Here is a 19,774-nt window from a genome sequence, read left to right on the forward strand (position 1 = left end):
ATATGAACAAATTACACTTTACAGCATTGTCATTGTGCCTTATGGCAATAGGTTGCACGAATGACGAATCTTTTTATGAGCAATCAGAAATAGATGATAACGGTGTCGTAGTGCTACAAGAAAGAAACGCAGCACTTCCTAAGGAAATTCGTACACGTCCTGTGATTTTGGAGGATAAAACAGCTACAAGAGCTGTAAATGAGAGTGGAGGAATTATAGGTAATTCAGATGTGCTTTTGGGATACTCCTATTCTATTGGAAATTCCATTTTGGGTGACTATGAAAATGTTATATCGCCCGTCATTGATTTGATGAAAGTAAAAGAATATGGAAGTGACTATATAACAGGACGCTCTTTACAGGTGTATATGTCAGAACGCTTTTCTTATTCTGATTATAATAGTTATGAGTCAAAGTTATCGCAAACTAAAAAAGTGGCTTCTGGATTCCAACTTAATTTGGGCCTATTTAAATTAGGAAGAAAGAAAAAAACAGAAGAAACTTTCAAATCAGAATTAACATCATCACAAAAAGTTGTATATGGAGAACTGAACTTGATGTTGAAGAATTCTTCTTTTAACCTTCAAGCATCAGATGGAGCACGTAAATTTTATGCTCGTGAATGTTTATCTCCTGTATTTCTTAGAAATCTATATTCGTCCACTCTTGGAAATATATTAGACACGTATGGTGAGTGCATACTTACAGGATATATTACTGGAGGAAAAGCTTGTGCTCTTTATACAGGATTAAGTCGCAATGGTAGTAGTAGTACTTCTAAGGAAACAGGAATGGAGAAAAGTATAGATGCCTCTTTCTCTTGGAAAAAAAACTCAGTTAGCGGAGACTTTCAATTTGGAAAAGGAAACTTCAATTATGAATCTTCAGAGTATAACATGGAACAATTATATACAAAAATGTGGATTTACGGAGGTGATCCTGTAGGATTGAGCATGAATAGTGCAGAAAATCTTGTTAATATTAATTTTGATTTGGCTCCTTGGGTGGCATCATTGTCAGATAGTAAGAAACATACCATTATTGATATTACAGATAATGGGCTATATCCTTTGTCAGCATTTGTCATAGAAGAAAATTTTAAGAAGAGGTTAGATGCTACTACTTCTAATCTTCTAGAAAAATATCCAAGTTTTGTCGAACCTCACATTGAAATAATGCGTGTATTTGAAAGATACAGTTCTTCAAATGAGGCATTATATGATGTTGTTGCTGTGCTATTTACACGGCAAGGAGATAGAATAGTACTCCGCTCTGGTAATGCTTCTACAGCATCTGATGCTGAGTTGAGACAAAATGAGAATGCTACAGTGTTCAGTCAAAAAGCATTGAATATAAAAACACAAAAGCAGAATTTTTATGAATTGCGTATCAGTTCTAATTCTGTTACACGTTTAAACCCTAAAATTGGCAATCCATTGTGTATAGATCTTCCCAAAGTTAACGAAGCTAATATGTACACATATACAAATCCGCGTACCGGTATTCAATACATCTATGACACTGAAAATAAGATAGCGTTTTCACATTATACTGATGATTTGGATGGAGACTGGATTTTAGATGATTACGGAATACGTAGTTGGGTTGAGTCGTTGCCGACAAAATCTATTTCAATGGCTACTCTGGCAAATTCGTATAGAATTATAGGATTATAAAATAATGATTATGAAAAGGATATTATTATTTGTGGTAACAAGTCTATGTCTGTTTTTTGTTGGTTGCGATAATGATGATAAGGACGATGTAATATCACTTACACCTCAAGAATTAATACAAACAACTTGGGATGTTGAACTCAATAGATATACCGAGAACGGAAAAGTTGAACACAAGGAATATGGTATCATAGAGTTTAATTCAGCTGTAGAAGGAATGTATATCAATGGAGAAGGCAGTGGTGATCCGGCAACCGTAAATGCAGTATATTACCAGATTGATGGACGAAAGATTATTTTTAAAAATAGTGCTTTAGTTGGTAGTTGGACGATTATGGAAAAATCTAAAAACAGAATCGTTTTGCAAGCATATTTACCACAAGAATACAAGGTTATTCTTACTAAAAAGTATTGAGTTATGATTATAAGTCGACGATAATCACTACAGACCTCACTGTACAAAGGAGCGGATACCGAAAAGCTGATAGAGTAGGTTCATGGCATATATTAGACGACATTATGGCATATATTTGATTGAAACAATTAGAGCAATAAAAATATTGCGATTGGATTAATGTGAAATTAAAATCTACTTATGTTAAATTTAAATTATGTAAAGATGAAAAAAATGAGATTTTTATTAGTATTATTAGTGGGTATATCTATTGTATCATGTACTAATGACTTAGATGAAATGCTAGGGACTCAAAATTTGCAAACCCGTTCTGTTGAGCCTAGATTCACAGGAAATATATCAGAAAGTCAGGCGATTGCATTAATGAATAAATTTCTGGATGCACCCTCTTTTTTTTATTTTGAAGATGTCATAGGCTTCGATCCGACAACATCTATTTCCACAGGAAGTTTCACTGTCAACAGAAATGGGAAAACTATACATGTACGTTCTATTCAAGTTGGTGTAATAGGAAAGAACGGAAAATATGGAGTTTATGGAACTCCAGTAACGAGCAAAGAATTCTATTCATTGAGAAATGGGATGGTTTTGCATGGAGAACCTATTTATGAAGAGAATGATGTAGAAAGAGCCAACCCAGTAGGAATGCGTTATTACTATACAACTAATGATGTAAATCATAGTCAAAATTGCTGGATTGCGATCAATTGGGCTGATGCTTCTACATTTGAAAGTATAATTGGTTGGTGAGTGTTATGACTATTACATTTTTAAGAAAGTTACCATCGTTTTGGTTGGTAACTTTCTTTATATTGCAAGTTTCCTGTACTGTTACAAGGGAATATCCTTTTATGAATCGTAGTTGTATGCACTGTGATTCTTTTCCTGTATACTATGCAGATAAATATGATCAATTGGTTTTCATGCAAAAATTTCAAGATGGTAGGCAATATTGCAATAACTTGGCCGCCGTTAAGAAGAATGGGAAATGGGGATTTATGGATAGAAATGGGAATATTATAATTTCTATGATGTATGATTGGGTGAGTTGTTTTGGAGAATATGGATTTCATAAATCCTTAGCAATGGCGAAGATAGGTACTGACCAAGATAAAATGCCTATTTTAACACCTTGTTCAACAGTGCTTATTAATCAAAAAGGGGATACTATAACTCCTGTATACTGTATAATATTTCCGATTGAAAAAAAATTATCTATTGTTAATAACGGACTGCAACTTCGATCTGTAGGGAAGTCATTTGCGATATCAGAAGGTAAATGGGGATGCATAAATAATAAAGGTAAGGAAGTTGTAAAATGCCAATATGATTTAATTTATCCGTTTCGTGAAAAGATAACATTTGTCCAAAAATCAGGCAAGTGGGGAATGATAGACGAAAAAGGCAAGGAGGTTATTCCGTGTATGTATGATGATGTATGTTACAAGAGCAATTATCAAACTATAGATACTCAATTTGACATGGCACCAACAACAGTTTTAAAGAAAACAATAATACCATATCAGCAATATGGGATAGTTTATATGTTTCAACAAAATAAAATCTATTCTTTTTCAAGTAACGGAAGCATTTTAAGTATAAATAATCTATCAAATCATTAGATGTAAAAAAACAAGTACGCAAAAATTATTACTGAAATACATGAAGGAATATGGCATAAACATAAATGAGTAGAAAGAAAGTAAATCTATAACAGTATTATCAAAAGTTTTTCAAAAAGTTCTTTCTATAACAGAATATCCGTTCTCTCTGAATAAACTTTTGATAATACAAAACTTTAGATAGCTTTTTTCTTTTGAAAAATCTCGTTAATCATATCTTTCACATCTTTATTTACTTGAATAAAATTGGCATACAAGATACGCTCCCTCACATCCCTCGATTTGAACGTGTAGAACTTGGGCAATGGCACATATGCCGCTTCCTCTTTCTGAATGGTCACCATATTGAAGTCTGTCTTGCAGAAGAATTTGGAGGTCTTAAATTCCTCCGCTTCTTGTATGTTCAGCTGGTCTCGCATTCCGATTTTTGTTTTTGTGAAGTCGCGTGCCACCTGTCCGCATATCCAACCCGTAGCCATATCGGAAATCTTACTGGCAGGCACAAGGTTATCCATATTCTCGTTCAGGTTGATGCTTGTCTTGTCCCGGTCTATCGTCACGCCTTTCTTCAATTGCACCACCTTGCCGAAAATGTCATTACTCAGCCACTCCAAGGTTTCTTTCGCACGTGCTGAGCCCGATACTACATTGCCCACCGTTGTGATAATCTTCTGCATACCCACCTTGCCGTAGTCCGCTTCGAGTTGTGGAAGCTCTTGAAAGCCCAAAGCCACACTTACTTTGTTGCTTCGTGCTGTACCTATCAGCCGGTCTATTTTATGAAAGTATAGTGTAGGCAGCTCATCCACGATGATGCTCACCGGGATATTTTTCCCTTGGCCGGTATTCACTCTCGTTACTAGTCTGTTTAATATCAATGCGTTCAGTGCGCCGATTATTCCTTCCATTTCCGGGTCGTTGGCTATCAGCAGATAACTCGGGCTTTTCGGGTCACTTACCTTTAAGTCAAAATCATCACCGTCTTTGTGGAATATCCAATAGCTTTCTTTGGTGGCAAGTCGGGAGGTATAAACACGTAGTGTACCAATCATACCCTCTAATTGTTCCATTGCCTTGTTTTTCAAGGCTGTTTGAAACGGTCCCAACAGCGGAGCCACCTCATTGTCTGTTTCTAGTACCTCAAAAATGGTTTGGTAGCTCTCGTTCAGGAAGGATAGAATATGCGGCATATCCGAATATTTGCCCAACCAGTAGGCGGGTTCCACCTCATTTCCTTGTGCGTCAAACACCCTTCCGGTCGGTTTCAGCCGTTTGGTCTGTGGTTCTTCCGTCATTTCTGCACACAGTTTGTTCCCCTCCTTGTCGTAAGGTTCTTTCTTATAGTTTACAAAAAAATAGATGCAAGCGGCCAAGAAGTTTACCGCCGAGGTTTGGAAGAACTGGTCGCTACCGCCACCGCCTTCCTTCTTACCCTTTTGCAGAGATTCCAACAGGGTCTCGGCCGTCTCCGAAGCAGCTGCGAGATTATTGATATACTTCTGCTGAATAGGGTTTACCCGTCTGGAGTATTCCACATCCACAAAATTGATCACCGAGAATTTGCAGCCTTCGGGAAGATTGCCGAGCTGTTGGTTTTTAAGGTAATGATAGTAGAGTTTTGTGGCAAGTGTCGGCCATTTGTAATCATAGACCACCATCGCAAAACCCTTTGCCGAGTGCTGACGGATAAACGGCTCGATAATTGAGAATGTCTTTCCCGAACCGGGTGTGCCGACCACCCATGTGCCACGAAAAGGATTGGTGATGTTGCACCAGCCTTTGCGGAACTTGCCTTTATAATAGAACCGCATCGGGATATTTACCGAGTATTTGTTTTCCACCAGTTCCATACATTGCTCAAAGCTCTCATTCTCCAGATTGAATCGGTCTTTCAGCAACCCTTCCTTTAAGAACTTCGATATATTGTCCAACGCCACGTGTACCAATAGGGTTCCGATTACTGAGGACACCATATATAAAACAATGTTCAACCGAAGGGAATATAGTCGAAAGTCTATCATAAAGCTGAATAGCCATACAGCAACAATCAGCAGTGCGATACCGCTGACCAATGGATAAAGCACCTGTTTACGTGCATTAAATTCCAGATGTTTCTTGTTTCTCGTTCCAACGCAGGTGATACATATTAATGCGAACGTGGCAATTTTACTGTACACCAAGTGCCCGTCATGGTAAAGAAACCAACTTTTAATACGGCTATGCACATCGCATACCACTCCGTTCCAGTAGTCCAGTACCTCCGGGTCAATGGCATACATAAAGAACTCTATAAGTAGGGATACATAGATTGCTGTGCGAAATATCTTATATACTCCCTGTAACTCTTTGCTCTCTTCCATAGTGATATGGTTGGATGATTATTCACTCAGTGTGATTATCGGACGCACTTTGTGTGCTTGCCATTTGGGAGTTTCTTGTATCGTACCGCTACCGGTCGAATACAACCATGCTTTGGCGGTTTCCTGTCCGGCCACTTCGGTCGAAGTCCAGTACCAACACTCGTTGGCACTGTCCGGGATAGGCATACCGCCGCATTGCTCGATATACGGATTCACCGCCTCACGGCTGGCATACAGCAGGCGCATTTGCGCTACCGAAGGCACATAGGCACTCTGCCCATACTTCCATAATTCAAAAACCTGCTCAGCTATCGGCGAGGACGTCTCCGTCGTTTCATACAAGGCAAACGTATTCTCATTGCCGTCCAAAGCCGCCAAGTCAGCCGATGTGCCTTGTGCAATCCCGATGCTGTCCGCAAAGGCTTCCGGCGCAAGGTCGTGCAGATAGACCGCATATCCGTTTCCTGCCATCGCTTCATCCCGGTTCAGGTGGAACACCACGGCTATGGCCTCCTTTCCCGATAGGCTGTAGTCCTCATAGCTCATTACCTTACCGTCCGTACAAAGGATATGGCCCACCTTCATGCCGGTGTCCGGAAAATCCCGGTGTTCATCACACGCCACTAACCCCAATACTGTAGCCGGAATCATCCCCAAAAACATTATTCCTAGTCTCATGCCTTTCCCTACCTTATTATGAATAACCCTTGCCATTTGTTCCATTCGTGTCTGCATTTCATTCATATCCTGTGTTTTATTTATCATTGTCTATAATCCTTATTTACCCCTATTGTTATTTCTACTTCTTGTCGTATATTAGTTCAGCGGCATTTTTTTCATTTAATAGGCAATTTCACCCCGATAACCACTCCTGTGCGGAACAAGTCATTCCCACCAATCATCAGGTCGCTTTTCACCTGCCAATATACCTGCCAACCCTTACGCAAAGAGTAACTATGCTCATATCCGGCGTGTACGCTGCCCACCACATTGTGCCGGTCAGAGCCGAGCGAACCGCCTATGCGCAGGTTGCCATGGTGGTTGTGTCCTCGTGTCACGCAAGGCTTGTAGGCTACGCCCAAACCCCACGTGTTGTAGTTGCTCCAAAACGACTTCGGGCATACGTGACCGCACGAAGCGCATTCGTCCCATTTCAGATACACGTTCCCGAAATACTCCCAAGCGTTATGATAACGTGTCTCATGTTCGTAAGCCACCGTCAAGTCCATGCCTTGCTCATACAGGAGTCCGGTGCCAATCTGCAACCTCCCCCTATGGTCGTCCGCAAATCCCGGAACACAAGTGGTAAACAGGATTACCGCCAATACAAACATCTTGTTCAAATAAAAATTCTTCATGCCTGATTCCTCATTCTTCATTAAGTAAGACTTCATTAAAGTTGTCCGCATTCAGCACATCTTCATAGTCGATGTTCAGCGAGATATTGCGCCCCGAAATTTGCTTTTCGCTTAGTTCTATGGTCAGCACCTTGTCATTGGGGAAAGTCATTTTCCGTATCACCACGATGTTACGGTAGCCGTGCAGGAACGACTTACCCTGTTCCAACATCATTTCCGGCTGTAACTCAATCACCTGCGCATTGGTAGCTTTCGACACCTTCTTGTCAGCGAGTTTCACTCGCATCTCATCTATATCGAAGCGGATGCGTGTACGGTTCTCTATCGAAAAGTCAATGAAAAAGTAGTCGCCCACGGCATAAATGTTGTTCAGCCGCATGGTCATACGGTGTTGTTTGCAGCTTACGTTCCGGTATCTAGCCGGAGAAGTCCATACCCTACGGGCAAACCGGTATATGTCCTCTGTGGAGAGCGACACCGCCGGGTTATGGTAAGCTGTGGTCTCTACAGCGTGTATTTCCTTGTCCGTCACCGCCTCTTGCAGCCGGGTGGTGTAAACCAGTGCGTATTGCGTTCGGTAGCGTTCCGTCACGATGGTCACAATGGCAAGCACCTCGCCGTCTTCGTGTCCCGCCTCTTTGGGTTTCAGCCGGATAGTATTGTTGATAGGCTGGTCTCCGGCAACCTTATCCGTGGAAATATCCACGAAGCGCACCGGCTCGGTAGCTGTTATCACCGTTGTCACCTGTTCATTCACCGTCAGTTGCTCCATTTCCTCATACGTGGTCTGTGCCGCCAGCGGACAAACCGCCAATACCTCGGCCACCAGACTCAAGATTTTAATTCGTGCATTCATTCTATTTTCTTGTTTATTACATTATCATTCATTGTATATGCTTCCGCTATGCTTCTATTTCCTTTTCTCCCTGCCATTTACCAGATACACAAATGTGCCGTACTTCAGTTTGGCCTTGTTTTTCTTCACCGCCTTCGATAGAGCGTTGCTCGTTCGCTGGTAGGCATTCTGTATAGCCTGCATTCCCCATTGGGAGAAAGCGTTTCCCGATGTACCGTTATTGATGTTCATCGTGCTGTTCATGGCGTTGGAAGCCACATCCTGTGCCGTCTCCCGGAAAGTGCTGCCCGGCACGTACAGCCCTTCCAGCCCGTCCGTATCATAGAGCGACAGGCTTACCTTCACCAGTTCATCGTCCACCAGTATGCTTTTCACGCTGCCTTTCACACGCTGGTTGCCGAAGCCGCTCATCGTAGCATAGAGGTACGAGCCTTTGGGCACTACTGTCTCGTTGATTTCCACATCATCGAGCAGGCGGAGCCGTACCCGTGAGCCGTCCACCGCCTTAATGTTCTCGTCAATGATTGCCTTTATCAGCTTGGGTTCAGGCGCGTTCTCCGCAAGGGTGTGAAAGTAGTCGGAGGAAGTCTTGATTTTCTTCACCACCTGACCGGTCTCCGCATCATCGGCAATCTCATGCACGATGTTGTCGTTCACTTCCACATTTCTGTCCGTCACCGTTCCTGTCGTCATCGGTCTGGAAACGGATGTGTCAGTATTATCCGGTGTAGGTTCCAATCCTTTTCGACCCTGCAACCTCGCTTCGGCAAGAGCCTTGTCCAGTTCCGCCAACGCTTCCTTGCGCCGTTGTTCGCTTCGGGCAATGCGCCCGTCCTCGTCGGGCAAGGGTAGAGAAACGGTGTCATTGTTCATTGCCTCGCCTTTTTCGGCGCTTTTTCGCAAGCGTTCCTGCATCTCACGCAGCCGCTCCAGTTCTTCCGTCCGCTTGTCCGCTTCCATGTCGAGCAGGGCGAGGTCGTCTTCCGTATATTTGGATTCGTATGCTTCTTTGTCATCTTTATTGTTGTTGCGTTCTATGTTCTCCACGGCGGAAAAGTCCTGTATTCTGCCGTATGATTTCACCATGCTCTCATATTTGCCGTCGATGCCTCCGTTGTTATCCACACGTGCCTGGGGCAGTTCCGGGTTCAGGAACTCCGTGGTTTGCAGCGTATTTCCCGTTTCTGCCGGTTCCGTGTCGAAAATGTCGAATATCAGATAACCGCTAATCAGCAGCAACGGGTAGAGTATGGCAGGCAGCACGTACTTCGGCTGTTTGAAATTAATCTTGTCTGTTATCATCATGCGTCTTATGTCTTTGTTTCAATAATTGTTCCTGGTGTTCCGTGGCAGTCATGCGTTCCTCCGTCCGGTGGATTTGATACACTGCTACCATACGATAGATGTTATGTCCCAAACAGGTCAGCACAATGCCGAACACAATGGCGAGAAACCACTTGGGGTGCTTGCAGGCGAAGCGTTGCACGCCCCCTGCCGCCTTGTCTAGTCTCAGCAGCCGGGCAGCCTTACGACCTGCCGCCACCTCTCTTTCATACCGTTCCTTATACTTCGGATCGTCCTTGTCCGGCATCTTCTCGCCGAAAATCATTTTTTTCCAGCTCATATCAGAAATTGTTTTTATTCTTTTGTTCGATGTCTTTGTTCAGCAGGGTGCGCCAGTCCACTATCAGCAGCCCGTGCGGGTTGTTGTCCGTCCGGGGTACCCGTTTCAGTTTGCCGGCGGTCACCAGTTCACGGGTGAGAATGGAAGTCCTCCGCTCGATGCGTTGGCGGCCATAGTAGGTAAACTCCATTTTCTCCTCGTTGAAGTTGATGCTGTCACAGAATATCGAGAATACCGCACTCGTTCCCATGATATTGTTGTAAAATCCCTTTTCTTTCAGTGTATTGTACTGTGCCAGTCCGGTCTCGTCCACCAAGTACATCGCCTTATCCATGGTGTAGCGTATATATTTGTCATCCGGTGCCAACGTGAAAAAGAAGTGGTGGAACATTTCCACATGGCTTCTCGCTTCCACATCGAGGGTCTCCTCCATTGTAGTGCGTTGCACAAGGATAGGTACATTGCCGTCCAATACATATACCTTCTGTTGGGCATCCGTTACCATCACCCTTGCTGTCCAGATGCTTGACAGGCTGATAAGGACGCATCCGGCAAGGAAAAATCCGCAGAATATCGTCACCAGCTTGATTTTGTTTTCTAAGTTTTTGATTACCATACAGCTTTTTCTATTTTATTTAATTCACTCCCTATTTTCAGAAAATCTTCATTCATCATTCTCAATTTTTCATAATCCCTTATCTCATCATGTGCGCTATCGCCCCCGTGGTGGACATTTTAGCCTGTGAAGCCACACCCTCGCCAAAGTTTCGGGTACTGAATGCCGTATCGCCTTCCGGTATCATCCATGCCGCCAGGTCCGGCACAAGGTTCAGGCATTTCAGGGCTACAATGCTTGCCGCCATCAGATAGCCTGCCGAGAAGAAGGAGTTCTGCAGGTAGGCGGCCATCGTCTGCTCGCTCGCCGTTATCGCCGTCAGGTTCTCCACCTGTATGCACAGCACGATGTCGAACAGTAGCAGCACGTAAAAACCAACGAAGTAGAGCATGGCTCCGTAAAAATGCACCGTCAAATAACGTGTCATCCACTTTGCCCATGCACCTTCCCATTTCGGCAATAACGAGAATGCCCATTGTATCGGTCCGAAAATCGTCAGCATACCGAGCAGGATTTGCTGGCAGTATATGGTTGCCCACCAGCCTATCCGAAAGACAATCAGCGCAATACACATCACGATTTTATCAATGCACACAGTTGCACCGCTTACCAGCGAGGTAAACCAGAGTCGGCTTGCATCCACCTCCATATTCGTCACCTCATCCACTCCGGTCTGCTCCATGGTAGATTCTATCAGATTGGGGTCACTCACCCCCGAATGGGCGACATCCGCCTGTGCCTGTAAACTCGTGTACATCGTGTCCCGTACATAAATCAATTCCTGCACCTCTTGGAATTTGTCGCTTATCTGTGTGGCTTCCGCCTGGTACAGGTCATGCGTGTACGAGCCAATGGCATTCGGAATGTACGACAAGAAGTCCAGCACGCACCAACTGCTTCCGCTCCGGTTCATGCCGGTATCTGCAGGAGGATACCACCACGACAGGATGATAGCGATTGCCAGTGGCTTGAATAGTTTCATCACGTCCAGCGGCTCATGTTTCACCATCATTTTATAAGCCATGTTCGCCGCCACAATAATGGAAAAGAGTGCTGCCAACGCCATGCACATTTGGAGGATCCACCAAAACGGCCCTTGTGAGCCGGTGAAAGTCGCATCGCACAGGAACTCATTGGTCTGGAATATCACATCATCTATTTCTTCTTCGAGAATGTCAATGCCGAAATCCGATAAGATATTGTCTGCCATACATTACTGGATATTAGAGGATGTTTCCGTTTGTTCCGTTTCAATCTCATGTACCGGCAATATGCCGTCCGCTTTCAGCAAGTCATGGATAAATAGCCTGCCTTTTTGTGTCCACCGGGTACGCATCACGGTCTTACCGTTCTCCAACTGGGAGGTTTCGCTACCCACATACCCGTTCCCCTTGTAGGGAGCGTAGAGAATCCATTGCTTGCCGCTCTTGTATTGCACCCTTTTTTCATGGAGAATAGCGTTCAGACGGCGTCCTGAAAGACCGTAGTCTTGCGCAATCTGTGTAATATCCACCAAGTCCTTGTTCTGCAATACGGTCTCTGCGTAAGCGGAACGCTTGCCAAGCTCCTCGATTGTTTCCTTTTGGCGGTCAATCAAAAGCTGTTGTTCCGTGCAACAGCTCTCTATCTCCAGCCGTTGCTCTTTCTCCTTCCGAATGGCATTGGCAAGTCCGATAAAGAACTCCGGGTCTGTCACCGCGCGTTGCAGGGCTTTCTCGCTCAGGTAAGCCCCGTCCTTCCGAATGGCAGGCAGCACTTCCTCACAGACCCAGTCCTGAAACTTTTCAGCTTCCGGAAGTTTGGAGCGCATCACCAATCTATATACATCGGATTCGCTGATAAACTTGGTAGGTTGCATTACAACCGTACCGTATTGATTCTCAATGGGAGTGTCTAAAACGGACACCCCCTTACAGTGGGTACGGACGGCCTTTGCAGCTTCTGCATACCCTAAAGAACGGGCCACATCATTAGCCTTGAACAACACTTTCCCTTCTTCCTGTTGAACGGTACAAATCTCCCCGAATTGCGGATGATTGAACACTTGGTTTTGATGATTCATGTTTGTCATTATTTATAGAGTTAATAAATTCTTTTTCCCTTTCCTTTTTCATTCCCTGCCATCCACGGTAGTCCATCCGGCAGAACGCCACCGCCCCATGGCGGCAGCCACTACTTGCGCTTTCCGGTTTTCTATTTGATTGGTGGCAGCAAGCAGTTCCGAGGTCTTGCGTGCGTTGGATAGCCGGACGAGGTAGCGGATAAGTTCTTCGTTCTTCCTTGCCACATCCGTATAGATGCGCAGGTATTGTTTCTTGCGCTGGGCATTGGGCATATAAGCGTCCTGCGTGGCTCTTATGGCGCATTGGAACATCTGGTAATGCTCCTTCCAATAGCTTTGGTCATCACCGTTGCCGCCTGTTTGCAGGATGCGGTTGATGTTCCGCCCAAAGTCACCCATCTTGTCGGTTATCTTTCCTCCCTCCGCTGCCCAAGCCACATCGAGCGCACCGCCGCTACGGTCAGCCACGTTCAGGGCTTCAATTTTCGCCCGTGCCACCATTGCCGAGTCCAACGCTTCCGCTTCATCCACCTGGTTATACAGGTTCACCCCGGCAAGGGTACGGTACGACAGTTTGTTCTTGCTCGCCGCACTCTTGCTGTACGACTTGTGCAACGCTTGGTAATAGAGTCCGGGCGTAAGCGACCCGGAGCCGATTTCACCCACCGTTATCTGGTTCATCTTGGCAGCATCGTGGCTATAGGTCACGCTTTGCGCCACCACATCCATCGCCCCATAGAGCACAAGCCCCACTACTAAAATTCCTTTCCCCATCTTCCGATTCTTCATGTCCGATTCCTCATTCTTTATTCTTAATTTTTCATTTCGTTTCCGGATTCAGACCGGCTTCCCTCCACCGTCCAAACGCCCCCTCTATGATTTCCAGCTTGCTTTGCCTCCGATAAATGCTCTCTTTCCAGTAGCCAATCCGCAGTTGGATATACCGCCAAGTCTCAAAGTATGCCCGGTTCAGATGCGCTTCGATGTTATCCAGTCCGATATTGATACCCTCCAGTATCAACAGCAGGTCTGAGGTCGAGCAGGCGGCGGCACCAGTGGCGTACAGCACAAGGTCAGCCACCGAACGGTACAGCGATTCCCCTTCATCGGTAATCTTCCGTATGCAGCGCAGGTTCACGCTGATAAGCAAGGTGTCGGCCGGAGAGATTTTCCCCCGTTCCAATACCTTTTCCCGATAATCGTCCAACAGATCCTTGTAATCCCTGATACGGTCACTCACTGTGTCATAAGTAGAATAGACATTCAGCGAGGTACGGAGCGACTGGTACAGCACGTCAATCACATCGAACGCCCTCGTGTATTTGTCAAGGTCGATGTTCAGTTCCTTGTATTCCACGGCGGCATCGCTGCTGTATTCATGCAACAGTTGGTTGCTCAGCTCCAGTGTGGAGCGTGCCAGCAACAGGCTCCGTTGCTGCTTGTGGTCGTTGATATAGGCTTCCACCACAGGAATGTCGAAGTTCCATTGCGCCTTCACTACTACGGTGGGCAGCACCGCCAACAGCAACAGGAGTAGGTATCGTGTCCGGTCATTCATTTCCGTTCCCCCTTTCTTCATCTTCGTATTTGCCGTTGTAGTCCACGGAGTGCAGGTTTTCAGCCGCCCCGTGCAACCACCGTTTCCGGCATTGTTCCACTAAAGTCAGCCGCCTGCCCCGTTCGTCATTGATATAGGGAGCCGCATCACGCAGCACGTCCACAATGGAGAGCTTGTAGTGCATCATTTTCTCCAGCGATACCAGGTCGGCATAGATATGGCTCAGCCTTGTATGTACCTGGCGGGCGATTTCCAGCCGGTCTGACGACCATAGCAGGTGATAGGTATCGCCAGTATTGTCCGTTTCCGGCGGTTCGCTTCGAAAGTATTCCGTGCTTATCTTGCAGGAGGGGTATTCACGGGCGATTTCCGACAGGCGGCTGTTCACTTCGTCCTTTTTCTCAGTCTCGCTTTTCTCTGGATCAAACTGGATAATATCCACCACCTCCGTATCGCTGTATTCGGCGGTCAGCTCCCAACTGATTTCCATAATGGCACGGTGTATCTTGATGCCGAGGAAGTATTTCGGCTTCCGGGCAATCTGCAGGGAGGCACGGAATGTAATCACCCCGTTGATGTTCGGAGCGACAGCTTCACGCAGGTAGGTATAGCCCGACCACCAACCTTCGCCTTTCCATGTCAGGTCGTAGGCGGCCTTGCAGTCCTGCATGATAGCCGGAATACGGTAGTAATCATCGGTAGGCACGTCGTTGTCGGCGGCGGCTTCTTCTTTGGCCTGTGCCAGTTCCGCCTGCTTCCGGCGCACGGCGGAGAGTTCCGTTTCTATCCGGCTGATTTCGTTCTTATTGTTGTTATAGGTTTGCCGGAGCACGGCGGCTTCCTCCACGGTGGCGGAAGCTATCTGCCTGATAAGTTCCGCATTTTCCGCCTCCAGCCCGTCTATCCGGGCTTGCAGCACGGCGGCTTCCCCGTTGTATTCCTGTTCCAGTTCGTCCAAGCCGGACAAGTCCAATTCATCATCTTCCGATACGGTTGTCCGCATCACGCACTCCTTGGAGTGTGCGTTCAGGCTGCTTCCGCAACTGCGGCATTTGTATTGGGTGGTGCCTGAAATCAGGCTCACCCCCTCATGGCAGGTCACGCTTATCATTACGCTCTCGCTGCCTTTCAGTTTCGCTTCATCCGTAGCCTGGTAGTAGTTTTTCGCATCGGAGCCGATGTAATACACGGTGCCTTCCTCGTTCTCGTTGTATTCTGACAGCCGGGCTTGAAGCTGCCCCTTGAAAGTGTTCAAGTCCATGGTATATGAATCGAACACGTCCTCATACACTTCTTCTGTATGGTTCCAGCTTTTCGTCACCTTGATGCTGTATGCATAGGCTTTCTTGGTCTGCTTGCCTCCTTTGGATATGATATAACTGGAACGGTAATAGCTGATACTGTAAGTGTTTCCGTCGTTTCGGCGGTTCAGTTGTTCCACCTGCGCCCTCGACCATCCGGCATATCGTTCCGAATTGCTAAGCACCTGTTCGGTCTGGGTGGTATTCGGGTAAAAGTTGGCATCGGAAGTATTGAAGCGTGTCCATTCCCCACCATTGATTACGCTGTTGTCGTCTGTGGCAGGGGAGTAGTCGCAAAGCACCTCCTGGCCGGCATCCCTGCGGTAAATGTACCACCGTTGGGTATAGTATTGCCCCATCGTCTCACGCAGGTAATCGGTCATCCACGCCGTCAGATTGTAATTGTCGAGTTGGAACAGCCCGGCTACGTTCTCCGGTCCTCCAACTAAGGAGAGCAACGTGCTACCTACCGAATTGTCAAGGCTTTGGTACAGGTCGTAGCTGTTTTCCACGGCGTGGGCAATGGCAGTCACGTTTCCTTGCAACAGGTCGTGGAAGTTGCTCTCTCCCAAGATGTGTTCGCTCAGGTTCTCCGTTCCGGCGGTGGCGATATTGACCCCCATGTTATAGAGGTTGTCAAGGTCTGCCTTCAGGTTCTCTTTGGTGAAGTTATGTGGAATGTCGCCCAAGTCGTCAAGAAAGGTTTTCCAATTAATGCCACCGTTCTCCGACAGGGTGAACAGCGAGGCCACCTGCGGATTCAGTTGCAGGAAAGCGATGTCGTTGAACGACAGGCTGCCATTGGTCACTACCGACTCAAACTGCATACAGAGCGTTTTCACTTCCGTGCAGATTTTCATCAGGTAGCTTCCCCAATACAGGGCAGTCTGGGGCGATCGGAGCATCATCCCGGCCACCGTCCATATCTTTGGCATGATTTTGGCACTCACCAGGTGGTAAATCCTTCGGTAGTATTGGTTCTCCGTCTGGTTGCTCCAGATTCCCAGTTCCGTCAATCCTTTGCGGTCGAGGAATTTGGACGTAAAAATTCCGGCGGCGGCGATTTCGGCGGCATTGTACCGTTCCAGTATGGCTTTCACCTGCTCATTGTAGTAGGCTTCAGCCACCGTTTCCGTCCCATAGGCGGCGACCATGGCGGCCACCGTTTTCTTGTCGTAGTTTACACGCACGTACTGCGCCCTTGTTGGAAAGACAAAGGTGCAGGCTAAGGTCAGAAGCAATAGGATTCTATACATGGCGAGGTGGGGGGTGGTTAAGGGGTTATTTGCCGTTAGCCGTTATCTCTTTCCCTTGTCCTGCTCGTTCCATACACAGGCTGTATTCCCCCGAACACCAGTCCTTTTCCGGTGCCGTGAAGCTGATGTAGTTCCGCTCTTGCAGTTCCTTGCTGGCTGACAGCACATCTTTTACGGTAAATCCGCGTACCTTGCAAAGCAGGCTCGCCGGATGCACATAGAACTTTTCTGGTTTGTTCTCGTTCTTCCAAATATAAATAAGGTAGAAGAACAGTACCGTTGCTTCCTTGGAGAAATTGCTACGTTCGTTGGATTTCCAAAACTCGCTGATAAATTTTTCTTCTTGCATGATAATATGATTTTAGAATTGTTTTTCTTTCAGGTTCAATACTTTGCCTGCCTTATTTACCATTTGTGCAAAAGGCAGCGATTTTTCAATACCCGACCGTTTCCAGTCTCGGCAATAGGCTTCCGTAGCTTCTTGATGGCTGCATTTCAGTTCTGCCTTGTAGAGTTTCAACGCTTCTTTTTCCGCCCGTTCGGTGGTGTAAGTCATGTAGCATTCCCTCGGTTCCTCCACGCCATAGACTTCGCTGGTCGTACCACGCCTGATGAATACTTCCCGGAAGAAACTGCGTCCTTCCTTGTTCTCCAGTCGGTTAATGGTAAAGATTTTCTTGCAGTCCGTTTCCGTCAGTCCGAGAATAGCCTTGATGTTGTCGAAGCGTTCCTTGAACTTGCTTTGGTCAAGAAGCATCACCACATCGGAGTTGTTGATAATGGCCTCTTTTACGATTTCGCTGCCGATGATGTCCTGTATCTCCTGTGTCACCACGCCGACACTTGCCCAAAACTTTCTTGCCGTCTTGTACATAAACTTGATGTACTCGGCCATGAGTGGCGAGGCGATTGCCTTCCATGCTTCCTCTATTACCAGGACTTTTCGCTTCTTTTTCAGACGCATTTTCTGCAAGAACACGTCCATGATGATAAGCGTGACAATAGGAAAAAGTTTCTTATTTTCCTTGATTGCATCCACTTCAAAGACGATAAAGGTCTCTGAGAACAGCGTGGTATCCACATTCTCGTTGAGAATCTTGTCATAGTTGCCGCCTTTGTAGAAAGGCTGAATCATGTATGCGTATTTGTCGTAGTCGATTTCCGTGATGTTGTTCTCTAGGCAGATAAGCTCCAACCGTTCACAAGAGTATTCATAGAAGGTATTGAACGACAGCGAAGCCACCGCCAAAGCTTTTCGCCGTTCCTCCAGCAACTTGATTTTCGCATCAATCTTCTTACCGAGTGTCGCCATTTCCTCCACACTCCACGTACCCTTGCGCTTTTCGGCGGCGGTCAGTGTCTTGCGCAGGGTCTCACGCTGCAACGGGTCATAGCCCTTGAAACCGTGGAAGTAGGCATCGTAGTAGTCTGTCACAATCTGCTCGATGATACGGAACTCCAGTTCCGAAATTTTACTATCCGAACCTTTCCATATCAGCAGAATCAGGTTCTTCAGGAAGTCTATCTTTTCGATGTTCAGTTCCGCCTTCGTGATATTGAAAGGGTTCATCGTAATGGGCTTTTCCTCGGTGTAGCTGATATACTTCCCACCCAAATATTCGCACAATCCCTCGTAGGAATTACCTGTATCCACTATCACCACATCCGTTCCGTGTTCGTGTAGTTGGCGTACCACGCTGTTCATGTGGAACGATTTGCCGCTTCCCGAAGGCCCCAGGCAGAAAAAGTTGGAGTTGTCCGTCAGTTTGTGTTTCCCTTCTTTTCCCGTAATGTCAATGGCCACCGGCACGCCCTGCCTGTCCGTATAGTAAATCTTCAGCGGCGTGTCCTCGCTGTGCTGTATTTTTTCCTTGTACATCAGACAGGCGGCGGCATCGCCCAGCGTCAGGAAGCGGTCATACTCCGCACTCATGCCGTAACAGTTTCCCGGAAACGAATTGACGAACAGTTCCAGTTGGTTGTAAGCCCTCTTGGAGATATGGACGCCCATACGTCCGAACGTGTTTTCCAGATGATTGGTGGGCTTTTGCAGGTCGGCATCACTGTCGCAGCACACCACCAGGTTGTAGTGCGTATAGACTAGTTGCTTTCCCTCCCTGGCCATGACTTCCTGTACCTGCTTGATGTCCTCCACGGCCATTTGGTTGCCCGGATTGGGAATACTTGCGTGGCGGTTTTTCTTCTTTTCCAACAGCGCAAGCTCCCTTTTTTGGTTAGGAATGAAAATCATCTGGTTGTAAACGACCGTCCTCGCTTCCGGGATTTGGTCAATGGCCGCCATCACATCAACAGGCATCTGCGTGTTGTTCACCTCGATGTTGGCAAAGGGACGTACCAAGCTGGGCAGGTTGATGCTGTCCACGTCCACAAGTGAGAATATTTTGCATTTCCGGTCACCCATGCGCACACATTCCTCATCCACCTTGAAATTGTTCATTGAGAGTGTCTTGTGGGTAAAATCCATGGCAAAATAGCGGTCGATATACTCGCTGGCATCTTCCTTTGTCAGAAATTCGGCACGTACACCGGCATCCTTCAATTGGTCTTGCACTTTGCGGATTTTCACCAGGAAGTCACGCCACTTTCTGCCGTCAAAAGAGAAAAGGCGGCTCTTTTGCGCTTCCTGCGTCACGGTCAGATAGGTCTGGCTGTCCGTATATTCCCTGCCATTGAAGTAATGGAAGTAGGATTCGGACAGGTATTCGCGCTTGCTTTCGCTCTCATCACAGAACGGTTTGCGCACGAATATGTCCTGCTTGTGCAGCGCATACCCTTCGCCGAGTGTTTGGGCAATGGCGGTGAACAGCCGGGTGTATTCATAGTACCCGTCTATGTCAGCGGAGTATTTATCCACCGGGTTCTCCATGCGCAGGATAGCCGCATACTCTCCGTTTTTGGTATATACCACGCCGACACCCTCGTTGTCTTCCACGGAGAAGTAAATGTCTTGGAAGATGCGCTTGCGCTTTCCTCCTGTGCCAAAGGCATATACCGATATGGCCATACCCGTGCCTACAGCCGCAAGAATCAGTAGAATATAAATCGTCAT

Annotated in this window: 18 protein-coding genes; 4 read left to right on the forward strand and 14 right to left on the reverse strand. The window is 46.5% G+C overall.

The window, feature by feature from the left end; translation table 11 throughout:
• The first annotated feature begins 2 nt into the window (after positions 1-2).
• The 4 genes from AB5935_RS12965 to AB5935_RS12980 all read left to right on the forward strand — a co-directional run bounded on the left by AB5935_RS12965 (position 3) and on the right by AB5935_RS12980 (position 3,713).
• Complete coding sequence (locus AB5935_RS12965; RefSeq protein WP_005836165.1) at positions 3-1,676, forward strand: MAC/perforin domain-containing protein; 1,674 nt, start codon at positions 3-5, stop codon at positions 1,674-1,676.
• A 10-nt stretch (positions 1,677-1,686) separates the two neighbouring features.
• Complete coding sequence (locus AB5935_RS12970; RefSeq protein ID WP_005836163.1) at positions 1,687-2,091, forward strand: hypothetical protein; 405 nt, start codon at positions 1,687-1,689, stop codon at positions 2,089-2,091.
• A 204-nt stretch (positions 2,092-2,295) separates the two neighbouring features.
• Positions 2,296-2,841: a hypothetical protein gene (locus AB5935_RS12975; RefSeq protein ID WP_227225148.1), complete on the forward strand. Its 546-nt coding sequence runs from the start codon at positions 2,296-2,298 to the stop codon at positions 2,839-2,841.
• Positions 2,842-2,846: 5 nt separating this feature from the next.
• Positions 2,847-3,713, forward strand: coding sequence for a WG repeat-containing protein (locus tag AB5935_RS12980; RefSeq protein ID WP_005836159.1), 867 nt, complete (start codon positions 2,847-2,849; stop codon positions 3,711-3,713).
• 176 nt (positions 3,714-3,889) lie between these two features.
• Here the strand turns inward: AB5935_RS12980 and AB5935_RS12985 are convergent, their stop codons facing one another.
• From AB5935_RS12985 to AB5935_RS13050, 14 genes are all read right to left on the reverse strand, one after another.
• Entirely contained in the window at positions 3,890-6,073 is a 2,184-nt protein-coding gene (locus tag AB5935_RS12985; RefSeq protein ID WP_005837669.1) for a type IV secretory system conjugative DNA transfer family protein, read from the reverse strand.
• Positions 6,074-6,091: 18 nt separating this feature from the next.
• The gene (locus AB5935_RS12990) at positions 6,092-6,736 is read right to left on the reverse strand and encodes a DUF1566 domain-containing protein (RefSeq protein ID WP_372585261.1); all 645 of its coding nucleotides are present in this window, start codon (positions 6,734-6,736) and stop codon (positions 6,092-6,094) included.
• Between the two features lie 173 nt (positions 6,737-6,909).
• Entirely contained in the window at positions 6,910-7,452 is a 543-nt protein-coding gene (locus tag AB5935_RS12995; protein ID WP_005836156.1) for a hypothetical protein, read from the reverse strand.
• The gene (traN, locus tag AB5935_RS13000) at positions 7,442-8,287 is read right to left on the reverse strand and encodes a conjugative transposon protein TraN (RefSeq protein WP_005836155.1); all 846 of its coding nucleotides are present in this window, start codon (positions 8,285-8,287) and stop codon (positions 7,442-7,444) included. Before traN ends, AB5935_RS12995 begins: the two co-directional genes overlap by 11 nt.
• 54 nt (positions 8,288-8,341) lie before the next feature.
• Complete coding sequence (traM, locus tag AB5935_RS13005) at positions 8,342-9,592, reverse strand: conjugative transposon protein TraM (RefSeq protein WP_005836154.1); 1,251 nt, start codon at positions 9,590-9,592, stop codon at positions 8,342-8,344.
• Complete coding sequence (locus tag AB5935_RS13010) at positions 9,570-9,911, reverse strand: hypothetical protein (protein ID WP_004319367.1); 342 nt, start codon at positions 9,909-9,911, stop codon at positions 9,570-9,572. The genes traM and AB5935_RS13010 overlap by 23 nt, the downstream gene beginning before the upstream one ends.
• Position 9,912: 1 nt before the next feature.
• Complete coding sequence (gene traK, locus AB5935_RS13015; protein ID WP_004319365.1) at positions 9,913-10,527, reverse strand: conjugative transposon protein TraK; 615 nt, start codon at positions 10,525-10,527, stop codon at positions 9,913-9,915.
• A gap of 79 nt (positions 10,528-10,606) precedes the next feature.
• Positions 10,607-11,737 (reverse strand): hypothetical protein, encoded by a 1,131-nt coding sequence (locus AB5935_RS13020; protein WP_004319363.1) that lies wholly within the window; start codon positions 11,735-11,737, stop codon positions 10,607-10,609.
• A 3-nt stretch (positions 11,738-11,740) separates the two neighbouring features.
• Positions 11,741-12,589 carry a phage antirepressor Ant gene (locus AB5935_RS13025; protein WP_004319361.1) on the reverse strand — a complete coding sequence of 283 codons (849 nt, stop codon included), beginning with the start codon at positions 12,587-12,589 and terminating at the stop codon, positions 11,741-11,743.
• Positions 12,590-12,637: 48 nt separating this feature from the next.
• Positions 12,638-13,378: a DUF5045 domain-containing protein gene (locus AB5935_RS13030; RefSeq protein WP_004319359.1), complete on the reverse strand. Its 741-nt coding sequence runs from the start codon at positions 13,376-13,378 to the stop codon at positions 12,638-12,640.
• A gap of 31 nt (positions 13,379-13,409) precedes the next feature.
• Positions 13,410-14,147: a hypothetical protein gene (locus tag AB5935_RS13035; protein WP_035449210.1), complete on the reverse strand. Its 738-nt coding sequence runs from the start codon at positions 14,145-14,147 to the stop codon at positions 13,410-13,412.
• Positions 14,140-16,704 (reverse strand): hypothetical protein, encoded by a 2,565-nt coding sequence (locus AB5935_RS13040; protein WP_034523140.1) that lies wholly within the window; start codon positions 16,702-16,704, stop codon positions 14,140-14,142. The genes AB5935_RS13035 and AB5935_RS13040 overlap by 8 nt, the downstream gene beginning before the upstream one ends.
• Positions 16,705-16,729: 25 nt before the next feature.
• Entirely contained in the window at positions 16,730-17,053 is a 324-nt protein-coding gene (locus tag AB5935_RS13045) for a hypothetical protein (RefSeq protein ID WP_004319354.1), read from the reverse strand.
• Positions 17,054-17,065: 12 nt separating this feature from the next.
• On the reverse strand, positions 17,066-19,774 hold the full coding sequence (locus AB5935_RS13050; protein ID WP_004319352.1) for a TraG family conjugative transposon ATPase: 2,709 nt from the start codon (positions 19,772-19,774) through the stop codon (positions 17,066-17,068).

It is taken from the genome of Phocaeicola sp. RTP21198st1_B8_RTP21198_201120 (assembly GCF_040929485.1).
Taxonomy (GTDB): Bacteria; Bacteroidota; Bacteroidia; order Bacteroidales; family Bacteroidaceae; genus Phocaeicola; species Phocaeicola dorei.

Coding starts and splice junctions, on each gene's coding strand:
- AB5935_RS12965 (WP_005836165.1), top strand. CDS start 3: ATGAACAAATTACACTTTACAGCATTGTCATTGTGCCTTATGGCAATA.
- AB5935_RS12970 (WP_005836163.1), top strand. CDS start 1,687: ATGAAAAGGATATTATTATTTGTGGTAACAAGTCTATGTCTGTTTTTT.
- AB5935_RS12975 (WP_227225148.1), top strand. CDS start 2,296: ATGAAAAAAATGAGATTTTTATTAGTATTATTAGTGGGTATATCTATT.
- AB5935_RS12980 (WP_005836159.1), top strand. CDS start 2,847: ATGACTATTACATTTTTAAGAAAGTTACCATCGTTTTGGTTGGTAACT.
- AB5935_RS12985 (WP_005837669.1), bottom strand. CDS start 6,073: ATGGAAGAGAGCAAAGAGTTACAGGGAGTATATAAGATATTTCGCACA.
- AB5935_RS12990 (WP_372585261.1), bottom strand. CDS start 6,736: ATGTTTTTGGGGATGATTCCGGCTACAGTATTGGGGTTAGTGGCGTGT.
- AB5935_RS12995 (WP_005836156.1), bottom strand. CDS start 7,452: ATGAAGAATGAGGAATCAGGCATGAAGAATTTTTATTTGAACAAGATG.
- traN (WP_005836155.1), bottom strand. CDS start 8,287: ATGAATGCACGAATTAAAATCTTGAGTCTGGTGGCCGAGGTATTGGCG.
- traM (WP_005836154.1), bottom strand. CDS start 9,592: ATGATGATAACAGACAAGATTAATTTCAAACAGCCGAAGTACGTGCTG.
- AB5935_RS13010 (WP_004319367.1), bottom strand. CDS start 9,911: ATGAGCTGGAAAAAAATGATTTTCGGCGAGAAGATGCCGGACAAGGAC.
- traK (WP_004319365.1), bottom strand. CDS start 10,527: ATGGTAATCAAAAACTTAGAAAACAAAATCAAGCTGGTGACGATATTC.
- AB5935_RS13020 (WP_004319363.1), bottom strand. CDS start 11,737: ATGGCAGACAATATCTTATCGGATTTCGGCATTGACATTCTCGAAGAA.
- AB5935_RS13025 (WP_004319361.1), bottom strand. CDS start 12,589: ATGAATCATCAAAACCAAGTGTTCAATCATCCGCAATTCGGGGAGATT.
- AB5935_RS13030 (WP_004319359.1), bottom strand. CDS start 13,378: ATGAAGAATCGGAAGATGGGGAAAGGAATTTTAGTAGTGGGGCTTGTG.
- AB5935_RS13035 (WP_035449210.1), bottom strand. CDS start 14,147: ATGAATGACCGGACACGATACCTACTCCTGTTGCTGTTGGCGGTGCTG.
- AB5935_RS13040 (WP_034523140.1), bottom strand. CDS start 16,704: ATGTATAGAATCCTATTGCTTCTGACCTTAGCCTGCACCTTTGTCTTT.
- AB5935_RS13045 (WP_004319354.1), bottom strand. CDS start 17,053: ATGCAAGAAGAAAAATTTATCAGCGAGTTTTGGAAATCCAACGAACGT.
- AB5935_RS13050 (WP_004319352.1), bottom strand. CDS start 19,774: ATGACGATTTATATTCTACTGATTCTTGCGGCTGTAGGCACGGGTATG.